We start from the raw sequence: 21,910 nt of genomic DNA, 5'->3' as shown, positions 1-21,910 counted from the left end.
GGTAGAATATCAGCTTACTATCGCTTTACGAAAGCGTATCCGATGAAATAAAGTCAACCAACATTGGTTTATATTACGCCAATTCGCCAGGCACAATCTTGTGGAGTAAAACATGAGCAGCGATAAAATCGTTCATCTGACCGATGACAGTTTCGACACCGACGTGCTAAAAGCCGACGGCGTTACACTGGTAGATTTCTGGGCTGAATGGTGTGGTCCTTGTAAAATGATCGCGCCCATCCTTGATGAAGTTGCAGAAGAGTATGATGGCAAACTGACCATCGCTAAGCTGAATATTGACGATAACCCAGGTACTGCGCCGAAATACGGCATCCGCGGTATTCCTACACTGCTGCTGTTTAAAAACGGTGAAGTCGCTGCAACGAAAGTGGGCGCATTGTCCAAAGGTCAATTAAAAGAGTTCCTGAACGCCAACCTGGCGTAATCAGGCAGAACGTCCGGCAGTGGTTAAATTTTTGCCTGCTGCTGGACGTTCGCTTTCAAGCGTGCTAACTTATTTTCACTGCACTATGAACATACCTTGTAGTTAGCATTCAAAGTTTTCTCTTGTTAGACCCTGTCATACTGTACCTACCAGCGGTTTAGCAATCTAACGACTAGCTCTACTCTGACTAAGTCGACCGTCTCCTCGCTCCCAGTCATTATTCAAGACGATGATCGTTGAGAAGAGTTGAAAAAAGTCATTAACAGAACAGGCATGGATTAACTGCCATACCATTCACGACAAACATTTCGAGTATTACCCCGAGTTTAAGAACCCATCAATATGAATCTTACCGAATTAAAGAATACGCCGGTTTCTGAGCTGATTACCCTCGGCGAGAATATGGGGCTGGAAAATCAGGCTCGTATGCGCAAGCAGGACATTATTTTCTCAATCCTGAAGCAGCACGCGAAAAGCGGCGAGGACATCTTCGGTGATGGTGTGCTGGAGATATTGCAGGATGGATTTGGATTCCTCCGCTCTGGAGACAGCTCCTACCTCGCCGGTCCTGATGATATCTACGTTTCTCCCAGCCAAATTCGCCGCTTTAACCTCCGCACTGGTGACACCATCGCCGGCAAAATCCGTCCACCTAAAGAAGGTGAGCGCTACTTTGCCCTGCTGAAAGTTAACGAAGTTAACTACGACAAACCAGAAAACTCGCGTAACAAGATTCTGTTCGAAAACCTCACGCCGCTGCACGCTAACAGTCGTCTGCGTATGGAGCGGGGTAATGGCTCTACTGAAGACTTAACCGCTCGCGTACTGGATCTGGCGTCACCGATTGGTCGTGGCCAGCGTGGTTTGATTGTGGCACCGCCAAAAGCCGGTAAAACGATGCTGCTGCAGAACATCGCGCAAAGCATTGCCTACAACCATCCCGACTGCGTGCTGATGGTACTGCTGATCGATGAACGTCCGGAAGAAGTCACCGAGATGCAACGCCTGGTTAAAGGTGAAGTTATTGCTTCTACCTTCGACGAACCGGCTTCGCGTCACGTTCAGGTGGCCGAGATGGTGATCGAAAAGGCCAAGCGCCTGGTTGAACATAAAAAAGACGTCATCATTTTACTCGACTCCATCACGCGTCTGGCCCGTGCCTACAACACCGTTGTCCCGGCTTCCGGTAAAGTCTTAACCGGTGGTGTGGATGCCAACGCCCTGCATCGTCCTAAGCGTTTCTTCGGTGCGGCACGTAATGTGGAAGAGGGCGGAAGCCTGACCATCATTGCGACGGCCCTGGTGGATACGGGTTCGAAGATGGATGAAGTGATTTACGAAGAGTTTAAAGGTACCGGTAACATGGAACTGCATCTCGCGCGTAAAATTGCTGAAAAACGTGTCTTCCCGGCGATTGATTACAACCGCTCCGGTACACGTAAAGAAGAGCTGTTAACCTCTCAGGAAGAACTGCAGAAAATGTGGATCCTGCGTAAGATCATTCATCCAATGGGTGAAATCGACGCGATGGAGTTCCTGATTAACAAGTTGGCCATGACCAAAACCAACGATGAATTCTTCGACATGATGAAGCGTTCTTGATCCTTTAAGGCGTCATCCAACCATGATGGCGTTTTTTTGCTTTAAATGATCATAAAATAGCCCTGACGCCACGTTCTGACGTGGCGTTTTTCATTTCCGGGCTATAGGATTGAATCCTGGCAAGCGTAATAATAATGACGGTGGAAGTGGTGGACGTTTAACCGTTCGTGCACCTCTTCATGCCGAATTCGGAATCTGGAACAGTGATATGCGCGATCTTTAGCGTATTGTGAGTTCCAGGATGATAGCTGAGAGCGTTTAACGTGAATTTACTCACTATGAGTACTGAGCTTGGTTTAGTTTTTATCTTTTCCTTGGTGTTTCTTTTCCTTGCTCGCAAAGTGGCCGAAAAAATTGGATTGGTAGACAAGCCAAATCTTCGAAAGCGTCACCATGGCGTCATTCCACTCGTTGGCGGAATCTCTGTTTATGCAGGAATCTGTTTCGCCTTCTTCATTACAGATTATTACTTGCCGCACGCTAAGCTTTACCTGGCTTGTGCGGGGGTACTGGTATTCGTTGGTGCGCTTGACGACCGATTCGATATCAGTGTGAAAATTCGGGCGACAGTGCAAGGTATTGTGGCTTTGGTGATGATGTTTTGCGCCAAGCTCTATTTGCTGAGTCTGGGATTTATTATCGGTCCGGTCGAGTTAACAGTTGGTCCCTTTGGTTATGTCTTGACACTTTTTGCAGTCTGGGCAGCTATTAACGCTTTCAATATGGTCGACGGTATTGACGGGCTCCTGGGCGGCCTTTCAACGGTGACGTTTGCAGCAATGGGGATCATCCTTTATCTGGATGGGCAGCACAGCCTCGCAATGTGGTGCTTTGCTATGATAGCTGCCACGATGCCCTATATTTTACTGAACCTTGGTTTCCTGGGGCGGCGTTTCAAAGTGTTTATGGGCGATGCCGGCAGCACGATGATTGGTTTTACGATCATCTGGATTTTGCTGGAAACCACCCAGGGGTTGAGCCATCCCATCACACCGGTCACAGCATTATGGCTGATTGCCATTCCTCTGATGGACATGGTCGCGATTATGTACCGCCGATTGCGTAAAGGAATGAGTCCTTTCTCCGCTGATCGCCAGCATATTCATCATTTGATAATGCGCGCGGGTTTTACTCCTCGTCAGGCTTTCGTATTGATTACCGCTGCTGCTGCTTTGCTTGCAGGAATCGGTGTTTTAGGTGAATACCTTGCCTTTATTCCTGAATGGGTGATGTTGATACTGTTCCTGATAGCCTTCATGGGGTACGGCTATTGTTTGAAACATGCGTGGCGTGTCGCGAGAAAGGTCAGGCGATTTAAACGCCGCCTAAATAATTTTAGTAATACTAAGAAAAATGAACCCTGATAAGACTTAACAAAGGATGACGCTCTGATGCGCGCTAACGTTGTGGAGAACGAACTGGATATTCGCGGCCTGGGCTGTCGCTTATGGCGTGGAAAACGCTGGATAGTCGGCTGTGCGGTGCTGTTTGCATTGATAGCCTGGATAGCGACGTTACTGATGAAACAGGTCTGGAGCACCACCGCGATAACGGGGCGGCCAACGGTGAATATGCTGGGTTCCTACTATTCCCAGCAACAGTTTCTCAATAATCTGGATATGCGCAGTAACGCGCTGACGTTAAATAGCCCGTTACCTACCGTCATGGACGACGTGTATCGGGAGTTCCTGATGCAGCTCTCATCCTGGGATACCCGCCGGGAGTTCTGGCAGCAAACCGATTATTATAAAAGCCGTAAAAGCGGCAACGCCCATAACGATGCTGCCTTGCTGGACGATATGATTGATAACATCCAGTTTACGCCCGCGGATACCGCACGTAATACCTTCGACAGCGTCAAGTTAAAAGCAGAAACTGCCAGTGATGCCAACAATCTACTGCGCCAGTATATTGCCTATGCCAGTGAGCGCGCCGCGCGCCATCTTAATGCTGAGTTAAAAGGCGCGTGGCAAGCGCGTGAGGGTCAACTTAAAGCGCAGGTTAAACGTCAGGAAGATGTCGCTAATGCCGTGTTTCAACGTCGGCAACATCGCCTGGAACAGGCGCTGAAAATTGCCAGCGAACAGGGCATTAACGAAAAGCAGACGCGCGAAGTGAGTGAGAATCTTGCTGACAGCGATCTGTTTTTAATCGGCCAACCGTTATTGCAGGGACAGTTAGAAACCCTGCGCGCCACGGGGCCGAGCTTTGACATAAGTTACGATCAAAATAAAGCGATGCTGACGACACTGGATGCCGGACCCACACTAAACAACAAATTCCAGACTTACCGTTATTTGCGTACGCCGGAAGAGCCGGTTTCACGCGACAGCCCCCGCCGGGTATTTATGATGGTGATGTGGGGCGCGGTAGGTGCACTGGTTGGTGCGGGCGTGGCGCTGGCGCGTCGTCAGCGCCCGATGTCAGATACACAAGATTGAGAGAAACAGTGTGAAAGTTCTGACAGTTTTTGGCACCCGACCTGAAGCCATTAAGATGGCGCCACTCGTGCAAGCGCTGGCGCAGGACCCTGCTTTTGAATCCCGGCTGTGTGTTACCGCTCAGCACCGTGAAATGCTCGATCAGGTACTGAGCTTATTTCAGCTGCAGCCTGACTACGATCTCAATGTTATGCGACCCGAGCAGGGGTTAACGGAAATAACCTGCCGTATTTTGCAAGGGATGCACACCGTTCTACTCGACTTCAAGCCCGACATTGTGCTGGTCCATGGTGATACCACCACCACGCTCGCGGCCAGTCTGGCGGCGTTCTATCAGCAAATTCCCGTGGGTCACGTTGAAGCCGGTTTACGCACGGGCGATCTGGCATCGCCATGGCCGGAAGAAGGTAATCGTAAGCTGACAGGTCATCTGGCCCGTTTGCATTTTACGCCCACACTGCGTTCCCGACAGAACCTGCTTGATGAAAACCTGGCCGACGACAGCATTGTGGTAACCGGCAATACGGTTATTGATGCCCTGCTGTGGGTGCGTGATCGAGTACTGGACGATAACGAGATTAATGCGCAACTGACGGCACGTTATCCGTTTCTTGATGAAAGCAAAAAGCTGGTTCTGGTCACAGGTCATCGCCGTGAAAGTTTTGGTGAGGGTTTTGAACGCATCTGCAGCGCGCTGGCCCAGATTGCGCGCCAGCATCCTCATGCACAAATCGTTTATCCGGTGCATCTCAATCCCAATGTGCATGAACCTGTTAACCGCATTCTGCGCGGTATTGACAATATCGTGCTGATTGAACCGCAGGAGTATTTGCCGTTTGTCTGGTTAATGAACCGCGCCTGGCTGATCCTCACCGATTCTGGCGGTATTCAGGAAGAGGCCCCCTCGCTGGGTAAACCCGTTTTGGTGATGCGCGAAACCACCGAGCGTCCAGAAGCTGTCGACGCGGGAACGGTAAAGCTGGTGGGCACGGATACGGCAAAAATTGTTTCTGAAGTCAGTGCATTACTTAATGATGACGAGGCCTGGCAGACCATGAGCCGCGCCCATAATCCCTATGGGGATGGCAATGCCTGCGGGCGAATTTTACAAGCTTTAAAAGATAACAGAGCCAACTTATGAGTTTTGAAACCATTTCCGTTATTGGACTGGGTTACATTGGGCTGCCAACTGCAGCCGTTTTTGCCTCAAAGGGAAAGAAAGTCGTGGGCGTCGATATTAATGCTCACGCCGTTGATACCATCAACCGGGGTGCTATTCATATTGTCGAACCCGACTTAGATCTGGTGGTTCAGGCTGCGGTCGCGCGTGGTGATTTACGCGCAACGACGCAACCAGAAGCGGCAGATGCCTTTCTGATCGCCGTGCCCACGCCGTTTATGGCGGAACGTCAACCCGACTTACGTTTCGTTCGCGCTGCCGCCGCATCTGTTGCGCCGGTACTGAAAAAAGGCGATCTGGTTATTCTGGAATCGACCTCGCCAGTGGGTAGTACAGAGCAGATGGCCGACTGGCTGGCGGCAGCACGTCCTGATTTGCGTTTTCCACAGCACGGCGATGATCCGGATATTTTCATTGCCTACTGTCCCGAGCGCGTTTTGCCCGGCCAGATCATGGTGGAGTTGATCAGTAACGATCGCGTGATTGGCGGCATGACGCCGGCCTGTTCTGCCCGCGCAAGTGCGTTGTATCGTATTTTTTTACAGGGCGAATGCGTCGAGACAAATGCCCGTACCGCTGAAATGTGCAAGCTGACAGAAAACAGCTTCCGCGATGTGAACATCGCCTTTGCCAATGAGCTGTCACTGATTTGCGCTGCGCAGCAGATTAACGTCTGGGAGCTTATTGCCCTGGCGAACCGCCATCCACGCGTCAATATCCTGCAGCCAGGCCCCGGCGTCGGCGGGCACTGCATCGCCGTTGATCCCTGGTTTATTGTGGCGCAAAACCCTGACTTAGCGCGCCTGATCCGTACCGCCCGCGAAGTGAATGATGCCAAGCCGCACTGGGTACTGGATCAGGTAAAAAAGGCGCTGGCAGATTGCCTGATGCAGACCGGAAAACGTGCCAGCGATCTGACTATTGCCTGCTTCGGGCTGGCGTTTAAACCGAATATTGATGACCTGCGTGAAAGCCCGGCCATGGAAGTGGTGCATCTGATTGCCGACTGGCATCAGGGCCGTACGTGGGTCACTGAGCCGCATATTCAGCAGATCCCCGAGAGTTTAGCGACGCAGGCTACCTTGGTTTCAACGGCGCAGGCGCTGCAAGAGGCTGATATCCTGGTGATGCTGGTTGATCATCATGCGTTCCGCCGTGTTGAAGCTGCGCATATTACTCAGCAATGGGTTGTTGATACGAAAGGTGTCTGGCGCTAAAAGAAGCCTCTGGTCAACAAAGGGTCCGGTTAACTTATGTCTGTCCACGTGAAGGTTAATCCACTTGTATGGGAGAGCCAGTTCTTCGGCATCGACGCCGTAAGGCTGGAAACAGGGGGCGATCTGCCGCTTGAACGCGCACTTCAGCATCCCTGTGCGTTGTTTCAAATTAAAGTGCCTGCCGAACAAACCGAGATCATCGATGCCTTAAATCAGCATCAGTTTCATCTGGTGGAAGGTGAAGTGGATGTGTCGTTGACGATCAAGCGCACCGAACGGCAGACAGGTATTCGCATTGCACGGGAAACACAAATTGCCGCACTACGTGAAGCGGCCTCTGTGGCCTTTCGTCAAAGTCGTTTTCGCACGCCGTGGTTTGCGCCAGAAGACAGCGCGCGTTTCTATGCTCAATGGATCGAAAATGCGGTACGTGGCACCTTCGATCACCAGTGCCTGGTGGCCAGCGACGAGAGCGGCGCGCTGCAGGGCTTTGTCTCGTTGCGTGAAGTAGAAGGCGATGCGCGCATTGGCCTGCTGGCCGTGGTGCCTGAGGCGCAGGGGCAAAGTATCGGTCAGCGCCTGATGCTGGCTGCGGCTGACTGGGGCCGGGCACGCCAGCTAGAGCGCCTGCGGGTTGCGACGCAAATCAGTAATCTTACGGCGATGCGTCTTTATTTACGCAGTGGCGCGCGGCTGGAAAGCACAGCGTACTGGTTTTACAGGAGAGGTCATGATTCCCTTTAATGCGCCCCCGGTCGTGGGAAGCGAAATCGACTATATGCAGTCTGCAATGAGCAGCGGCAAGCTGTGTGGCGATGGCGGTTATACTCGCCGTTGTCAGCAGTGGATGGAGCAGCGCTTCGGTAGTGCGAAAGTATTACTCACGCCTTCCTGTACCGCATCGCTGGAAATGGCGGCACTGTTGATCGACATCCAGCCCGGTGATGAAGTCATCATGCCGAGTTACACCTTTGTTTCGACCGCCAACGCCTTTGTATTGCGTGGCGCGAAAATTGTGTTTGTGGATGTGCGTCCCGATACCATGAACATGGATGAAACCCTGATCGAAGCGGCCATTACGGATAAGACCCGTGCTATCGTGCCGGTCCACTATGCGGGCGTTGCCTGCGAAATGGACGTCATTATGGCACTGGCGGCGCAGTATAAGCTGTTTGTTGTTGAGGATGCTGCCCAGGGGGTGATGTCGCGTTACAAAGGGCGGGCATTGGGCACGATTGGCCATATCGGCTGTTTTAGCTTTCACGAAACCAAGAATTACACCGCCGGCGGCGAAGGTGGCGCGACGCTGATTAATGATGCCAGCCTGGTGGAGCGTGCGGAAATTATTCGCGAAAAAGGCACCAATCGCAGTCAGTTCTTCCGGGGGCAGGTGGATAAATATACCTGGCGCGATATGGGTTCCAGCTATCTGATGGCTGACCTACAGGCGGCTTATCTCTGGGCGCAGCTGGAGTCCTCTGAACGTATTAACCAGCAGCGTTTACGCCTGTGGCAGCGTTACTACGATGCCTTAAAGCCGCTGGCGGAAAAAGGCGAGCTCACGCTGCCGTCGATTCCGGCCGAATGCCAGCATAACGCGCATATGTTCTATATCAAACTGCGCGATCAGCAACATCGTCAGGCGTTGATCAACTGGCTTAAAGAAGCCGAAATCCTGGCCGTATTTCATTATATCCCCTTACACAGCTCACCTGCGGGCCTGCGTTTTTCCCGTTTTGCCGGTGACGACCGTTTTACCACCGCCGAGAGTGAGCGTTTATTACGTTTGCCGCTGTTTTATAACCTGTCGGATAACAATCAGAGTACCGTGATCGGTTCGTTGCTGAGCTTTTTTTCCTGATGTCATTAGCCAAAGCATCGGTATGGACCGCCTCATCAACGCTGGTAAAAATTGTGGCTGGCTTGTTGGTGGTCAAGTTACTGGCCGTCAGTTTTGGCCCGGAAGGCGTGGGCCAGGCGGGTAACTTTCGCCAGTTAATCACCGTACTGGGCGTTCTGGCCGGTGCTGGTATCTTTAACGGCGTCACCACGTATGTTGCGCAATATCAACAGCAACCTCAGCAGCTACGGGCACTCGTCGGAACCGCCTCAACAATGGTGACGGGCTTCTCCACGCTGTTGGCGCTGGTGTTTTTGCTGGCTGCTGCACCTGTCAGCACCGCGCTGTTTGGTCACGATCGCTATCAAAACGTGATACGTATTGTTGCCTTTCTCCAGTTCGGTATCGCGTGGGCAAACCTGCTGCTGGCCTTGATAAAAGGCTACCGTGATGCACGCGGTAATGCGTTGGCCCTGATTTCAGGCAGCCTGACGGGCGTGCTGGGTTACGTGCTGTGTTGGTGGCTGGGAGGCTATGCGGGCGCATTAACCGGTCTGGCGCTGGTGCCGGCACTACTGGTTTTTCCTGCGCTGGTGATAATGAAACGCCGTGTACCGCTTCCGTTACGTTGGCTGCGGCCAACATGGCAGCCGGAAATGGCGCGTCATCTGGCAAAATATACCCTCATGGCGTTGATCACCGCGGTCACACTGCCGGTGGCCTGGGTGATGATGCGAAATCAACTGGCGGCCAGTAATGGCTGGGCTCAGGTTGGTTTGTGGCAGGGCGTAACCAGTATCTCCGACGCTTATCTGCAGTTTATCACCGCAACGTTTAGCGTCTGGCTCTTACCAACGCTTGCCAGGCTAGACAACAAACAGGCTATTGCACGCGAGATCGGGCGGGCGTTACGCTTTGTGTTACCGGCCGTCGCGGTAGCCAGCCTGAGCGTCTGGATTATGCGCGATATTGCTATCAGCCTGCTGTTTTCGGCGGCGTTTCACGACATGCGCGATCTGTTTGTCTGGCAACTGTGCGGCGATGTGTTCAAAGTGGGTGCCTACGTTTTCGGCTATTTGGTCATCGCGAAAGCCTCGTTACGCTTTTACGTGCTGACCGAAATCAGCCAGTTTATTTTGCTGACGCTGTTCTCACGCTGGCTTATTCCGTTACACGGGGCAAGTGGCGCAGCGCAAGCCTATATGTTCACTTACGTTACTTATTTCGCGCTCTGCTGTGGCGCATTTATTGTTTATTGTCGAAAAAAATGACTTTACTTCATGTCCTGGGATCCAACATTCCCCATCACAATCTCACGGTATTACGTTTTTTTAATGACGTGATGAGCACCGAACTGCCTGCTGCAGCGCCGCGTCACTTTATGGTGGTGACGCAGCAGCCTGAAAGCCTGAAAGGTTTTGACGCACTGCACATTGAAACGTTTAGCAGTAAGAAAGCCCTGTCTGACGCAGTGTTACTGCGAGCGAAAAACCGCGAGCAGCGTTTCTTTTGCCATGGACAGTTTAATCCCTGGCTGTGGCTGGCATTGCTGAGTGGCAGGTTACGCCGTTCTCAGCTTTACTGGCATGTCTGGGGCGCGGACCTGTATGAAGATTCGCGTAGCCTGCGGTTTCGTCTGTTCTATTTTCTGCGTCGTATCGCGCAGGGGCGCGTTGCGCACCTGTTTGCCACCCAGGGCGACCTGCACCATTACCAGCAACGCCACAAGTCTGTACCGCATTCTTTGCTTTATTTCCCCACCAAGTTACCCGCTGCAGCGGTCACGCCCCATCCTGACAAGACTTTTACCGTGCTGCTGGGCAATTCTGGTGATGCCAGTAACCGCCATATCGAGGGGCTGAAAGCGATTAAGGCCCAGTTTGGTGAAGATGTTCGCATTGAGGTGCCGCTGGGTTATCCCCCCGGTAACGATGAGTATATCGGGCAGATTCAGCGCGCGGCTGACAGGCTTTATCCTCAGGGGCAGGTAAGGTTATTACGTGACAACCTTGCTTTTGATGACTATCTGGCGCTGTTGGGGCGTTGTCATGTAGGCTATTTTATGTTCGAACGGCAACAGGGCGTGGGAACGTTGTGTTTGTTGATTCAGGCTAATGTGCCTTTTGTCCTGACGCGTAAAAATCCGTTCTGGCGGGATGTTACCGCACAGCAACTTCCTGTCTTGTTCAGTGATGACGTGCTGACGCCGGATCTTGTTGCAGAGGCGCGTCGACAATTATCAGGATGTGATAAACAGAGCATTGCTTTTCTGGCCCCAGGCTATCTGGCAGGCTGGCGAACGGCGTTGCGCCTTTGCGAAGGAGAGCCCTCATGAGTCTTATGGCGTTTAGTGGTCTGTTGATAGTCTATGTACTGTCACTGGTGACCATTGTGACCCTGAATTTACGCGAGCTAAAGCAGGCGCGATTTAACTTTCACCTGTTTTTTACTTTATTGTTTCTGCTGACCTTTTACTTCGGTTTCCCGCTAACCTCTGTTCTGGTGTTTCGGTTTGATACGCAGGTGGTTTCGGCTGATTTTTTACTGCAGGCGCTGCTTTCCGCCACGGCGTTTTATGCTATCTACTTTGTGAGTTACAAAGTGCGCCTCAGGCCGATAGCGGCACCGCCCGCCAGGCCCTGGCTGCGGATGAACCGGGTAGAGACGCATCTGACCTGTGGCTTACTGGCGCTGGTCGCGATTTCTACGGTTACGGTGTTCTTTGCCCATAACGGATTTTTGTTGTTCCGCCTCACGGCCTATAACCAGATTTTTTCCAGCGAAGTGTCTGGCGTGGCGCTGAAGCGATTCTTCTATTTCTTCATCCCGGCGATGTTGATTCCCTATTTCTTACATCCCACACGACGTAACTGGCTGTTGTTTCTTATTGTCACGGTAAGCTTTGGCTTGCTGACGTATGCCCTGGTCGGTGGCACGCGCGCCAATATCATTATCGCCTTTGCGCTGTTTCTGTTTATTGGCATTACGCGTGGCTGGATAACATTGTGGATGTTGGCCGCGGCGGGCGTCATGGCGATTGCCGGGATGTTCTGGCTGGCGTTGCGTCGCTACAACCTGGATGTCATGGGTGATGAGGCTTTTTACACCTTCCTCTACCTGACGCGCGATACGTTTTCGCCATGGGAAAATCTGGCTCTGCTGCTGGAGAATTACCATAAAATAGATTTTCAGGGCTTAGCGCCTATGTGGCGTGATTTCTACGTATTTATCCCATCATGGCTGTGGCCCGATCGTCCCATGGCGGTCCTGAACAGCGCCAACTACTTTACCTGGGATGTGTTGAATAACCATTCCGGTTTGGCCATTTCACCCACCTTAATCGGTTCGTTACTGGTTATGGGCGGCGTCTGGGCGATTGTGCCAGGTGCCGTGGCTGTCGGGTTAATCATCAAGGCCTTTGATACCTTATATCAGCGTGGCCGCGAGGAATCGAATCGTTACACCGGTGCGATTCTGCAGAGTTTTTGTTTTGGTGCGGTGTTCAACATGATTGTGCTGGCGCGAGAAGGGCTGGATGCGTTTGGATCGCGTGTGGTGTTTTTCTGTATTATTTTTGCCGCCTGTTTGGGAATGGCGAAATTGCTTTTCTGGTTACTGGATCATGTCGGCCTGATTCGCAGCCGTAGTGAACGGGCGCTTCATAGCCCATCCTGATTAACCTCTGGTCTTTAAGGGAAGAATTAAAAAGAGATGAGCACGGTTTCCGATACGCCACGCTATGTGATTCGCGGTATTACGCTTTACGCTTTTAACAGCATGACTGCTTTTGTGGATTTCCTGATGCCGCTGTCAGGTATTCGGACAGGAACGCTGGTGGCTATCAATGCGGAAAAGGTACTGAATGCCGAGCAGGATGAGGCGCTGCGCGCTCAAATTGAGCAGGCTGAATTCAAATACCCCGACGGCATCAGCATCGTGCGCTCTGTTCGCAAGAAATATCCTCACGCCTCAGTGCAGCGCATTGCTGGCGCAGACCTGTGGGAAGCCTTGATGGAGCGCGCGGGCCGCAATGGAACGCCGGTGTTCCTGATTGGGGGCCGGCAGGCGGTACTGGATGAAACCTGCGATAAATTACGTCGTCAGTGGAATGTGAATATTGTCGGTGCTCAGGATGGCTATTTTTCGCCTGACGAACGGGACGCCCTGTTTGCCCGCGTTGCGGCGAGTGGAGCCAGGCTGGTGACGGTGGCGCTGGGTTCGCCACGGCAGGAGCGTTTAATGGCCGAGTGTCGGCATCACTGGCCCGATGCGTTATATATGGGCGTAGGCGGCACTTACGACGTGTTTACGGGGCATGTAAAGCGTGCGCCCTTAATCTGGCAGAAGCTTGGACTGGAGTGGCTCTATCGCTTGATTAAGCAACCCAGCCGCATACATAGACAGTTAAAGCTGGTGAAATATTTGCGTTATCACTGGCGTGGTGATCTCTGAGATCGCTGATTAATGCCAGGTTTTTAGCACTTGTGCTGGTGTAAATGCGTTAATTGTCGACGAAATGCACAAAGCGTAATCAAACGCGCTATTTTCTTTAAAAAGCACTAGACAGGATGGGCGCTTATCTCTAGTATGCACATCCGCAACGGCGCTACGCGCCCGTAGCTCAGCTGGATAGAGCGCTGCCCTCCGGAGGCAGAGGTCTCAGGTTCGAATCCTGTCGGGCGCGCCATTTAGTTTGTGCGTAAGAGCTTCGGTGGTTTGAGTACCGCGTTAGTAACAAAGTTTTAAATGCTGTGGGTTTGACTTGCAACATTCAGTACAGTGGTGGCTATAGCTCAGTTGGTAGAGCCCTGGATTGTGATTCCAGTTGTCGTGGGTTCGAGTCCCATTAGCCACCCCAGATTTTGCTGGGATACGCGAAGGTGGCGGAATTGGTAGACGCGCTAGCTTCAGGTGTTAGTGTCTTAACGGACGTGAGGGTTCAAGTCCCTCTCTTCGCACCAGGCAAAACAAAATAAAAAATCGGCGAGTAGCGCAGCTTGGTAGCGCAACTGGTTTGGGACCAGTGGGTCGGAGGTTCGAATCCTCTCTCGCCGACCATTTTAGAAACCTGTCTGAAAAGACAGGTTTTTTTTCGCCTGAATAAAATGAGGATGAGAACCTCCGAAGGAGGTTTGTGCCGAGCGTCAGCGAGACAACGTTGCGAAGGCAACGGCCCGAAGGGCGCGTCCCGCAGGGGCGCGTAATCCTCTCTCGCCGACCATTTTAGAAACCTGTCTGAAAAGACAGGTTTTTTTTCGTCTGTGTAAAATGAGGATGAGAACCTCCGAAGGAGGTTTGCGCCGGGCGAAGCGAGACAACGTTGCGAAGGCAACGGCCCGAAGGGCGCGTCCCGCAGGGGCGCGTAATCCTCTCTCGCCGACCATTTTAGAAACCTGTCTGAAAAGACAGGTTTTTTTTCGTCTGTGTAAAATGAGGATGAGAACCTCCGAAGGAGGTTTGTGCCGAGCGTCTGCGAGACAACGTTGCGAAGGCAACGGCCCGAAGGGCGCGTCCCGCAGGGGCGCGTAATCCTCTCTCGCCGACCATTTTAGAAACCTGTCTGAAAAGACAGGTTTTTTTTCGTCTGAATAAAATGAGGATGGGCACCTCCGAAGGCCGTTTGCGCCGGGCGAAGCGAGACAACGTTGCGAGTGCAACGGCCCAGGGGCGATTGATATCTTATTAATCAGCCCGCCCAGCCCGCTCAGCGACAGGCCTCTCAATGAATCAACCCCCGGATCATGCCATAACACAAACTGTCGCAAAACCGAGACGCTTAACGGGTTGTTTTATAAGTAATTGACAGGTCTTTACTTTGTATGTCGCTTATTTGCGACATCCCTGCCGGGTTTTGTCGTTATAACCCGACGGATATCACAAATCTCAATCAGCCTGATCATTTTTTGATTTTTAAGATTATGATTTTTAAGACAAGATAAAATAAAATCTGCAACTGGCATGAATTATGCAATAATCAGAGTGTAGATGCTCATTCCACCTCTTATGTCTGCTTAGGCTACATAAACCTGGGAATGACGCAGAGCCAATTTTGGGTACCTGTTGTCTGCCTGCCTGTATCGCGAAAGTCTTACAGGGTTATCAGACACCACGTTGAGTCGGGTACCTTTCGGTTGTCAAACCGACCTGATCTTACACCTGCTTATGGCAGGTGTTTTTTTTTGCCTGAAATAACGGATGTAAAAAAACCGGGCTAACCCGGTTTTTTTATGTGATGCGCTAAGGTGCTATCAATCAGGCATCGGGATTGTTTTTCAACGTCAGCAACAGGCCTTCACGGCGCATCTTTGCCGCGTCTTCCGGGCGACGCAGGCGATCGTAAACATCCGCCAGCCAGGCGTAGTCAAATGCGTCAGGGCGCTGAGCCAGCGCCTGCTGAAGTGATTCTGCTGCCTGCTCCCACTCGCCGTGACGCATCAGCAACTGCCCCAGGGTGCTGTGCAGTAAAGGCGTGGCACCATGTTGTTTGATTTGCTGGCGTAAGGCTTTTTCCAGTGCTTCTGGATTGCCGCTCTTGATACGAGGCATCAGCAGTACAAGGCGGTCGTCGTAATGACGCTTCAGCCCATCCAGCAAAATCTCCTGCGCGGTGTCGTGATCGTCACACTCAATCAAATGGTCAATCATCGCCACCTGCAATGCTGTCTCATGACGTGTTTTACGGCTCAGATTGCCCCACCAGCGTTTCAACCCTTCGCTGCCCTGATCGGCCATCGCCTGGTTCATCAGGCCCAGCCAGGCTTGCTGCTGTAGCAGGGTGCGCTGCTCTTCGGTTCCAACCTGTGATTTTTCCATGGCGGGAATAATGTCCAGCAGTGCGCTCCAGGCGTTGGTGCGAACATAAGCCTGCTCAGCCAGACGAAGCACTTCCGGGTGACGTGGCGCCACCTCAAGCAGGCGGTCGATACTATGGCGCGCGGCATGATCTTCATGACGAGCCAACTGAATGCGGGTTCGGGTAATCTCAACCGGAATCACGTCATTGCCTGCCAGTTCAGCCGCGCGTTCAAGATGTTGGTTGGCCCGCATCTCATCGCCACGCTGCTGTGCGGCTTCCGCCGCTAACAGATAGTTAGCCACGGGGACATCAGCATGCTCGGCGTCTTTAGACAGGAGTTTTTCAACCTGCCTGAAATCGCCTTCTGCCAGCTTAAGCAGGGCATTTTGCGTATGGCGCTGGGCACGACGGCGCTTACGACCGGTGAACCAGCCGCGGGTACGCGCCCCGGTACGGAAAAGACGGCGCAGTATCCATTCAACCGCCAGAATCACTAACAGGCTGATAATCAGGATAATGGCCAGGCCCGTTACGCTGGTTTCGACGTTCCAGTTGTCGGTCTGAATCAGCACGTAGCCCTGATGGCCCGCGATCATCGGCCCCAGTACAATGCCGGCAATCAGCAGGACAAAGAGGATAAATACCTTAAGCATGATTAGCCTCCCTGCTGGTTAGCGGCGGCAGAGGGTTGTGCCATCAGGTTACGAACGCGGGTTTGCATCAGCTTATCAAGCAACGGCTGGCTTTCCAGGCTGTCCGGCAGGTCCATATTAATGTTCTGCTGGCTTAATTCATCCAACTGAGCCAGAAACGCTTTCGTCGAGGCATCATTGGTGTCATACCATGCACGTACCCATGCAGAGACGGTTTCGAGCGATTGCTTGTAAATCTCTTCCTGATGGCGCGGCACGGCCTGAGCCGCGATCAGCAGGCGAGAGCGGATGTTCTCGCGCAGGTAAACATCCTGATTCGGTGCCAACAGCGGCTGCGCCGTATTATCGCGGCGGCGGATGGTAATAAAGTCATCCATAAAATTATGCCAGCTTTTCACCAGGTTCTGACGCCATTCACGGATGGAACTGGATAGTTCACCGCTGTCGCTGTCCATGGGCGCTTCATCGCTATCGTTATCCGCCAGACGCAGGTTATCCACACCGTTTGATAACTGGTTAAGTTTCAGAATGATGCCGTCATAATCCACCTGAGAGAGGGAGGAAAGCGTACTGATATCCTGGGTCAATGCACGACGAACGTTCATGACGCTGGGATCGTTCATGTCTGCCAGGCTGGCATCGGCACTTTTCAGCAGCGCCGCAGCGGTAGTCACATCCTGGTCGCTCCACAATTTACGACCGGCCAGCTTCACCAGGTAATCCGCCTGGGCCACTAACCAACTGCGTACGTCGTTACCTGAAATGGACGCCATCTTTTCACGCAACGTTTCCAGCTCTTTCGCCGAAGCAGCCTGCTGCGACTGGGCGGTCTCCAGCGTTTTCTCTGCGGCATTCAACTGCTGAGTGAGTTGCTGTTTGTCGCTGTTCGCCTGTTGCTGCAGCTTTGCCAGCTGGTCGCTCAGATCCTGGTTGGTTTGCGCCTGCCGTTCGGCCTGGTGTTTATCGTTCAGGTATAACCCTGCGCCAATCGCCAGTGCGATGACGATCGCGACTGCACCCAGCACCATGCCGCCGTTATGACGCTTACGCGGTGATTTTTCCTGGGTAGAAGAGGGGCGATCAACCGCTGGAGTGGTTTCTTCAACCACGGCGGAGGTGTCTTTTTGTTCCGTCATATCTGGCACATCCCATTGTTAAGTTCAACATAACGCGCGCAGCAGCGCATCGTTATCGGCACCATCGGCTACCTGAATCGTCTGCCAACCAAGATTGGCGGCCAGGGAAGCCAAACGTTCGCTGACGACAAGCAGTCGGCAGCGGAGCAGCCATTCCTCACGATCGACCTCGGGGAACAGCGAATACAGCTGATGCAACATCTCACCGCTGGTCACAACCAGCGTGTCAATATTACGATCGCGCCAGCGACGGCCTTCAATGGCACCGTCATAGTGTTTTTGGCAACGTTGATAGCACTCCGCATAGGTGACCTGTGCGCCGCGTGCTATTAGTGTTTCTGCCAGCAGCTCGCGCCCCTGGTTTCCTCGCAGGATAAGCGCGTGCTTACCCGCCATTTGCTGCAGTGTCGCCAGTTTTATTAACTCTTCACTGGTTTCGTGCGCATGAGGGTAGGTCACCTGCAAACCACTGATCGTATGAAAAGCCAAAGCGGTACTGCGACCAATTGCATAATAGTCTACGTCGGCGGGCCATGCGTTGATGGCGTGCTGTGCAAAGTGAATAACCTGCTGCGAAAGCAGGAAGACCAGGTCGCCGCGTTTCAGTGTGGCAAGGGCTGCCGGTAACTGCTGCAGATCGTTACCCGGGGCGAATTCAATCAGCGGCAGGCTCCACGCCTGTTTACCCTGAGCGTGCAGGCGTGAGGCCAGCTCAGCCGCTGCGGGTTCCGGGCGTGTCACCAGAATGGTCATACGGGAGGTTGTCCCTGGTAAACGTCGCGCAGAATTTCACGCGCGCCGCTGTTGAGCAACTCGTCTGCCAGCGAAATACCCATCTGTTCTGCCTGATCGCGTGGTCCACGGCGCTCACCGCTCACCACGACGCTACCATCAGGAGCGCCCACCAGGCCGCGAAGCCAGAGTTCGTTACCTTCAAGCACGGCAAAGCTGCCGATGGGAACCTGACAGCCGCCTTCAAGTCGGGTATTCATGGCGCGTTCGGCTTTCACACAGACCGCCGTATCGTCGTGATTCAATGCCTGTAACAATCCAATTAAGGTGCTGTCGTCTAGCCGACATTCAATCCCTACTGCGCCCTGGCCCACGGCCGGCAGAGAAACATCCGCAGGCAGCGGCTGGCGAATGCGATCGGCAAGGCCCAGACGATTCAGCCCGGCGGCGGCAAGAATAATGGCGTCATATTCGCCGGCATCAAGCTTGCTCAAGCGTGTTCCCACATTACCGCGCAGAGAGCGTATCACCAGGTCTGGACGACGAGCGCTAATCTGGCACTGACGCCGTAAGCTGGACGTACCAATAACGGCACCCTGTGGCAGCGCATCTATCGACGCGTAGTGATTGGAGACAAACGCATCGCGCGGGTCATCACGCTGGCAAATGGTGACCAGGCCCAGCCCATCCGGGAACGCCACGGGCACATCTTTCATCGAATGCACGGCCAGATCGGCCCGGTTTTCTAACATCGCCTGCTCAAGCTCTTTAACGAAGAGCCCTTTACCGCCCACTTTTGCCAGCGGTGTATCAAGAATGATGTCGCCCTTTGTCACCATGGGCACCAACTCCACGCGCAGGCCGGGATGGGCACTGAGCAAACGCTGCTGTACATATTGTGCTTGCCACATGGCAAGGGGACTTTGTCGTGTAGCAATTCTGAAAATTTTGTTTAACATGCCGTTAACCATTTAGATCGTTCATCGAATATCCTATCATCGTTGAGGGAATGCTGTCAGTTTCAACGGATTGAAAAGAACCGCCCGTAGATTAAACCTGACATATCAGGCAGTAATCTCAGGCTATGAGCAGAGTGAGCGAAAAGTAGACGAAACCGTGCTAAAATGTCGGTAGCGTAACTTTCTTTACGGTCAATCCGACGAGTGATAGATTGATCACGTTTCCAGCAATTATCTGCACGACACTCAATTAATAAGTAGCAGATAGCGGGAACAGGGTTTTTAACTCCAGGACAACCAGGCGAAACGTCTTGTACCTCTACATTGAGACACTAAAACAGAGACTGGATGCAATTAACCAGCTACGCGTTGACCGCGCTCTGGCTGCCATGGGACCCGCTTTTCAGCGCGTCTACAGTCTGCTTCCGATCTTACTACATTATCAACATCCGCTGATGCCGGGTTACCTTGAAGGTAGCGTTCCCCACGGCATCAACGTCTTCACGCCTGATGAAAACCAGCTGCAACTGCTCGCAGAGTTAACGGGCGAACAGGAACTTTCCCTGGTCGAAGCGCCGAAAGGCGAGTTGCCCATCACCGGTATCTATTCGATGGGGAGCACCTCCTCCGTCGGGCAAAACAGCGTGTCCGATCTGGATATCTGGGTTTGCCATCAATCCTGGCTGGATAACGAAGAACGCCTGAATCTGCAGCGTAAATGTGCGCTGCTGCAAAAATGGTGTGCCTCGCAAGCCATCGAAGTCAGCTTTTTCCTGATTGATGAAAACCGCTTCCGCCACAATGAAAGCGGCAATCTTGGTGGCGAAGATTGCGGTTCTACCCAGCATATTTTGCTGCTGGATGAGTTCTATCGCACGGCGGTGAGAATGGCCGGTAAACGTATTCTGTGGAATATGGTGCCTGGTGAAGAAGAGCATCATTACGATGACTATGTGATGTCGCTCTATGCGAAAGGCGTACTCACCCCGAACGAGTGGCTGGATTTGGGCGGGCTCAGCACGCTGTCAGCCGAAGAGTATTTCGGTGCCAGCCTGTGGCAGCTGTATAAAAGTATCGATTCGCCCTATAAAGCAGTGCTGAAAACGCTGTTGCTGGAAGCCTATAGCTGGGAATACCCGGACACCAAACTGCTGGCAATGGATATCAAACAGCGTTTGCACGACGGGGAGATCGTCTGCTTCGGTCTTGATCCCTACTGTATGATGCTGGAGCGCGTGACGCACTACCTCACCAGCATTGACGATCAGCCCCGCCTCGATTTGGTCCGCCGTTGCTTCTACCTGAAAGTTTGCGAAAAACTGACGACCGAGGAGCACCAGCAGCGCAGTGGCTGGCGCCGTGAGATTCTGTCGCAACTGGTTAAAGCCTGGGGATGGGATGAGGAAAAACTCGCCATTCTGGACAACCGCGCAGAATGGAAAATCGAGCGTGTGCGTGAAGCACACAATGAATTGCTGGATGCGATGATGCAAAGCTATCGCAACCTTATTCGTTTTGCCCGTCGCAACAATTTAAGCGTCAGCGCCAGCCCGCAGGATATCGGCGTGCTGACCCGTAAATTGTACGCCGCTTTTGAAGCGCTGCCCGGCAAGGTGACGCTGGTCAATCCGCAAATTTCTCCCGATCTTTCGGAACCTAACCTGACCTTTATTCATGTGCCACCCGGCCGTGCTAATCGCCCGGGTTGGTATCTGTACAACCAGTCGCCGGATATGAATTCGATCATCAGTCACCAGCCGCTGGAATATAACCGCTATCTTAACAAGCTGGTGGCCTGGGCCTGGTTCAATGGGTTACTGACCAGCAAAACGCGCCTGCACATTAAGGGCAATGAGCTATGCGATTTGGCGCGTCTGCAGGAACTGGTGGACGATGTTTCCAGCCATTTCCCGCTGCGTCTGCCTGCGCCAACGCCTAAGGCGCTTTACAGCCCGTGTGAAATTCGCCATCTGGCCATCATCGTTAACCTTGAGCACGATCCGACCTCGGCGTTTCGTAACCAGGTGGTGCACTTCGATTTCCGCAAGCTTGATGTGTTCAGCTTTGGCCAGCAGCAGCAGTGTTTGATTGGCAGTATCGATCTGCTGTATCGCAACTCATGGAATGAAGTTCGTACACTGCACTTCAGCGGCGAACAGGCGATGATTGAAGGGCTGAAAACGATTCTTGGCAAAATGCATCAGGATGCTTCACCGCCTGACACCGTGGAGGTGTTCTGTTACAGCCAGCATCTCCGTGGATTAATCCGTACCCGCGTGCAGCAGCTGGTGTCAGAATGTATTGAACTGCGTCTTTCCAGTACGCGTCAGGAACCTGGGCGCTTCAAAGCACTGCGCATGGCCGGCCAGACCTGGGGACTGTTCTTTGAACGCATGGGTGTGTCGGTTCAGAAGCTGGAAAATGCCGTTGAGTTTTATGGTGCCATCTCCAACAACAAGCTCCACGGCCTGTCGATTAAGGTTGAGTCGAATCAGACGCCACTGCCGCCTGTGGTCAATGGTTACGCCAGCGAAGGCATCATCCAGTTCTTTTTTGAGGACACCACCGACGATCGGGGTTTCAACATTTATATTCTGGATGAAAGCAACCGTGTTGAGGTGTATCACCACTGCGAAGGCAGTAAAGAAGAGCTGGTGCGTGACGTTAGCCGTTTTTACTCCTCGTCACACGATCGCTTCACTTACGGCTCAAGTTTTATCAATTTTAACCTGCCGCAGTTCTACCAGATCGTGAACACCGGCGAACGTTATCAGGTCATTCCATTCAGAAATCAGGCACTCACCGAACTCTGTGCCTCGCAGCCTGATAACGACAACAACGATTATCAGCCGCGCTATCAGGTGCATTGAGTTCTACAGGCCCGCTGTGACGCTATCTTTAGGGCTTGC

General features: G+C 52.7%; 17 protein-coding genes, 4 tRNA genes and 3 other RNA genes. 20 read left to right on the top strand and 4 right to left on the bottom strand.

Going from position 1 to position 21,910, the window contains the following annotated elements; translation table 11 throughout:
- Positions 1–112 precede the first annotated feature (112 nt).
- The 19 genes from trxA (at position 113) to QNH99_RS20975 (ending at position 14,271) form a co-directional block, all read left to right on the top strand.
- Complete coding sequence (trxA, locus tag QNH99_RS21065; protein ID WP_003851963.1) at positions 113–445, top strand: thioredoxin TrxA; 333 nt, start codon at positions 113–115, stop codon at positions 443–445.
- A 342-nt stretch (positions 446–787) separates the two neighbouring features.
- The gene (gene rho / locus QNH99_RS21060) at positions 788–2,047 is read left to right on the top strand and encodes a transcription termination factor Rho (RefSeq protein ID WP_063877884.1); all 1,260 of its coding nucleotides are present in this window, start codon (positions 788–790) and stop codon (positions 2,045–2,047) included.
- Positions 2,048–2,325: 278 nt separating this feature from the next.
- Entirely contained in the window at positions 2,326–3,411 is a 1,086-nt protein-coding gene (wecA, locus tag QNH99_RS21055) for a UDP-N-acetylglucosamine--undecaprenyl-phosphate N-acetylglucosaminephosphotransferase (RefSeq protein ID WP_063881071.1), read from the top strand.
- Between the two features lie 27 nt (positions 3,412–3,438).
- Entirely contained in the window at positions 3,439–4,488 is a 1,050-nt protein-coding gene (wzzE, locus tag QNH99_RS21050) for an ECA polysaccharide chain length modulation protein (RefSeq protein ID WP_063877885.1), read from the top strand.
- A gap of 10 nt (positions 4,489–4,498) precedes the next feature.
- Positions 4,499–5,629: a non-hydrolyzing UDP-N-acetylglucosamine 2-epimerase gene (wecB, locus tag QNH99_RS21045; RefSeq protein WP_096012928.1), complete on the top strand. Its 1,131-nt coding sequence runs from the start codon at positions 4,499–4,501 to the stop codon at positions 5,627–5,629.
- Positions 5,626–6,885, top strand: a complete 1,260-nt coding sequence (gene wecC / locus QNH99_RS21040; RefSeq protein WP_256852999.1) for a UDP-N-acetyl-D-mannosamine dehydrogenase — start codon at positions 5,626–5,628, stop codon at positions 6,883–6,885. Before wecB ends, wecC begins: the two co-directional genes overlap by 4 nt.
- 36 nt (positions 6,886–6,921) lie before the next feature.
- Entirely contained in the window at positions 6,922–7,629 is a 708-nt protein-coding gene (rffC, locus tag QNH99_RS21035) for a dTDP-4-amino-4,6-dideoxy-D-galactose acyltransferase (protein WP_410515864.1), read from the top strand.
- Positions 7,616–8,746 carry a dTDP-4-amino-4,6-dideoxygalactose transaminase gene (gene rffA, locus QNH99_RS21030; RefSeq protein ID WP_283350587.1) on the top strand — a complete coding sequence of 377 codons (1,131 nt, stop codon included), beginning with the start codon at positions 7,616–7,618 and terminating at the stop codon, positions 8,744–8,746. The genes rffC and rffA overlap by 14 nt, the downstream gene beginning before the upstream one ends.
- Entirely contained in the window at positions 8,746–9,996 is a 1,251-nt protein-coding gene (gene wzxE, locus QNH99_RS21025) for a lipid III flippase WzxE (RefSeq protein WP_410515863.1), read from the top strand. Before rffA ends, wzxE begins: the two co-directional genes overlap by 1 nt.
- On the top strand, positions 9,993–11,060 hold the full coding sequence (locus QNH99_RS21020; protein ID WP_410517158.1) for a TDP-N-acetylfucosamine:lipid II N-acetylfucosaminyltransferase: 1,068 nt from the start codon (positions 9,993–9,995) through the stop codon (positions 11,058–11,060). The genes wzxE and QNH99_RS21020 overlap by 4 nt, the downstream gene beginning before the upstream one ends.
- Positions 11,057–12,400 carry an ECA oligosaccharide polymerase gene (gene wzyE, locus QNH99_RS21015; RefSeq protein ID WP_063877892.1) on the top strand — a complete coding sequence of 448 codons (1,344 nt, stop codon included), beginning with the start codon at positions 11,057–11,059 and terminating at the stop codon, positions 12,398–12,400. Before QNH99_RS21020 ends, wzyE begins: the two co-directional genes overlap by 4 nt.
- Before the next feature lie 36 nt (positions 12,401–12,436).
- Positions 12,437–13,177, top strand: a complete 741-nt coding sequence (wecG, locus tag QNH99_RS21010) for a lipopolysaccharide N-acetylmannosaminouronosyltransferase (protein ID WP_241568142.1) — start codon at positions 12,437–12,439, stop codon at positions 13,175–13,177.
- Between the two features lie 158 nt (positions 13,178–13,335).
- Positions 13,336–13,412 (top strand) — tRNA-Arg (locus QNH99_RS21005).
- A gap of 95 nt (positions 13,413–13,507) precedes the next feature.
- Positions 13,508–13,583, top strand: a tRNA-His gene (locus QNH99_RS21000).
- A gap of 16 nt (positions 13,584–13,599) precedes the next feature.
- A tRNA-Leu gene (locus QNH99_RS20995) sits at positions 13,600–13,686 on the top strand.
- Positions 13,687–13,706: 20 nt separating this feature from the next.
- Positions 13,707–13,783, top strand: a tRNA-Pro gene (locus QNH99_RS20990).
- 32 nt (positions 13,784–13,815) lie between these two features.
- Positions 13,816–13,946, top strand: a non-coding RNA gene (locus tag QNH99_RS20985) — RtT sRNA.
- 33 nt (positions 13,947–13,979) lie between these two features.
- Positions 13,980–14,108, top strand: a non-coding RNA gene (locus QNH99_RS20980) — RtT sRNA.
- Between the two features lie 33 nt (positions 14,109–14,141).
- Positions 14,142–14,271, top strand: a non-coding RNA gene (locus QNH99_RS20975) — RtT sRNA.
- A gap of 706 nt (positions 14,272–14,977) precedes the next feature.
- Here the strand turns inward: QNH99_RS20975 and hemY are convergent.
- Genes hemY through hemC form a run of 4 tightly spaced genes read right to left on the bottom strand, consistent with a single transcriptional unit; the run spans position 14,978 to position 19,001 of the window.
- Positions 14,978–16,174 carry a protoheme IX biogenesis protein HemY gene (hemY, locus tag QNH99_RS20970; RefSeq protein ID WP_410517157.1) on the bottom strand — a complete coding sequence of 399 codons (1,197 nt, stop codon included), beginning with the start codon at positions 16,172–16,174 and terminating at the stop codon, positions 14,978–14,980.
- 2 nt (positions 16,175–16,176) lie between these two features.
- Positions 16,177–17,310, bottom strand: coding sequence for a uroporphyrinogen-III C-methyltransferase (hemX, locus tag QNH99_RS20965; protein WP_096012935.1), 1,134 nt, complete (start codon positions 17,308–17,310; stop codon positions 16,177–16,179).
- Between the two features lie 24 nt (positions 17,311–17,334).
- Positions 17,335–18,063, bottom strand: a complete 729-nt coding sequence (gene hemD, locus QNH99_RS20960; RefSeq protein ID WP_410517156.1) for a uroporphyrinogen-III synthase — start codon at positions 18,061–18,063, stop codon at positions 17,335–17,337.
- Positions 18,060–19,001 (bottom strand): hydroxymethylbilane synthase, encoded by a 942-nt coding sequence (hemC, locus tag QNH99_RS20955; protein WP_410517155.1) that lies wholly within the window; start codon positions 18,999–19,001, stop codon positions 18,060–18,062. Before hemC ends, hemD begins: the two co-directional genes overlap by 4 nt.
- Before the next feature lie 311 nt (positions 19,002–19,312).
- On the opposite strand from hemC, the gene QNH99_RS20950 reads away from it, so the two are divergent.
- Complete coding sequence (locus QNH99_RS20950) at positions 19,313–21,871, top strand: class I adenylate cyclase (protein ID WP_410517154.1); 2,559 nt, start codon at positions 19,313–19,315, stop codon at positions 21,869–21,871.
- Positions 21,872–21,910: the final 39 nt, after the last annotated feature.

The organism is Pantoea allii (genome assembly GCF_046529425.1).
Lineage (GTDB): Bacteria > Pseudomonadota > Gammaproteobacteria > Enterobacterales > Enterobacteriaceae > Pantoea > Pantoea allii.
Note: the sequence above shows the minus strand (reverse complement) of the source record. Positions and strands in the feature narration are given on the sequence as shown.

Excerpts from the sequence above, each read along its gene's own strand:
- hemD (WP_410517156.1), bottom strand. The coding sequence starts at position 18,063 with ATGACCATTCTGGTGACACGCCCGGAACCCGCAGCGGCTGAGCTGGCC.
- wzyE (WP_063877892.1), top strand. The coding sequence starts at position 11,057 with ATGAGTCTTATGGCGTTTAGTGGTCTGTTGATAGTCTATGTACTGTCA.
- hemX (WP_096012935.1), bottom strand. The coding sequence starts at position 17,310 with ATGACGGAACAAAAAGACACCTCCGCCGTGGTTGAAGAAACCACTCCA.
- wecG (WP_241568142.1), top strand. The coding sequence starts at position 12,437 with ATGAGCACGGTTTCCGATACGCCACGCTATGTGATTCGCGGTATTACG.
- hemY (WP_410517157.1), bottom strand. The coding sequence starts at position 16,174 with ATGCTTAAGGTATTTATCCTCTTTGTCCTGCTGATTGCCGGCATTGTA.
- rffC (WP_410515864.1), top strand. The coding sequence starts at position 6,922 with ATGTCTGTCCACGTGAAGGTTAATCCACTTGTATGGGAGAGCCAGTTC.
- QNH99_RS21020 (WP_410517158.1), top strand. The coding sequence starts at position 9,993 with ATGACTTTACTTCATGTCCTGGGATCCAACATTCCCCATCACAATCTC.
- wecA (WP_063881071.1), top strand. The coding sequence starts at position 2,326 with ATGAGTACTGAGCTTGGTTTAGTTTTTATCTTTTCCTTGGTGTTTCTT.
- wzzE (WP_063877885.1), top strand. The coding sequence starts at position 3,439 with ATGCGCGCTAACGTTGTGGAGAACGAACTGGATATTCGCGGCCTGGGC.
- hemC (WP_410517155.1), bottom strand. The coding sequence starts at position 19,001 with ATGTTAAACAAAATTTTCAGAATTGCTACACGACAAAGTCCCCTTGCC.
- rffA (WP_283350587.1), top strand. The coding sequence starts at position 7,616 with ATGATTCCCTTTAATGCGCCCCCGGTCGTGGGAAGCGAAATCGACTAT.
- wzxE (WP_410515863.1), top strand. The coding sequence starts at position 8,746 with ATGTCATTAGCCAAAGCATCGGTATGGACCGCCTCATCAACGCTGGTA.
- rho (WP_063877884.1), top strand. The coding sequence starts at position 788 with ATGAATCTTACCGAATTAAAGAATACGCCGGTTTCTGAGCTGATTACC.
- wecC (WP_256852999.1), top strand. The coding sequence starts at position 5,626 with ATGAGTTTTGAAACCATTTCCGTTATTGGACTGGGTTACATTGGGCTG.
- trxA (WP_003851963.1), top strand. The coding sequence starts at position 113 with ATGAGCAGCGATAAAATCGTTCATCTGACCGATGACAGTTTCGACACC.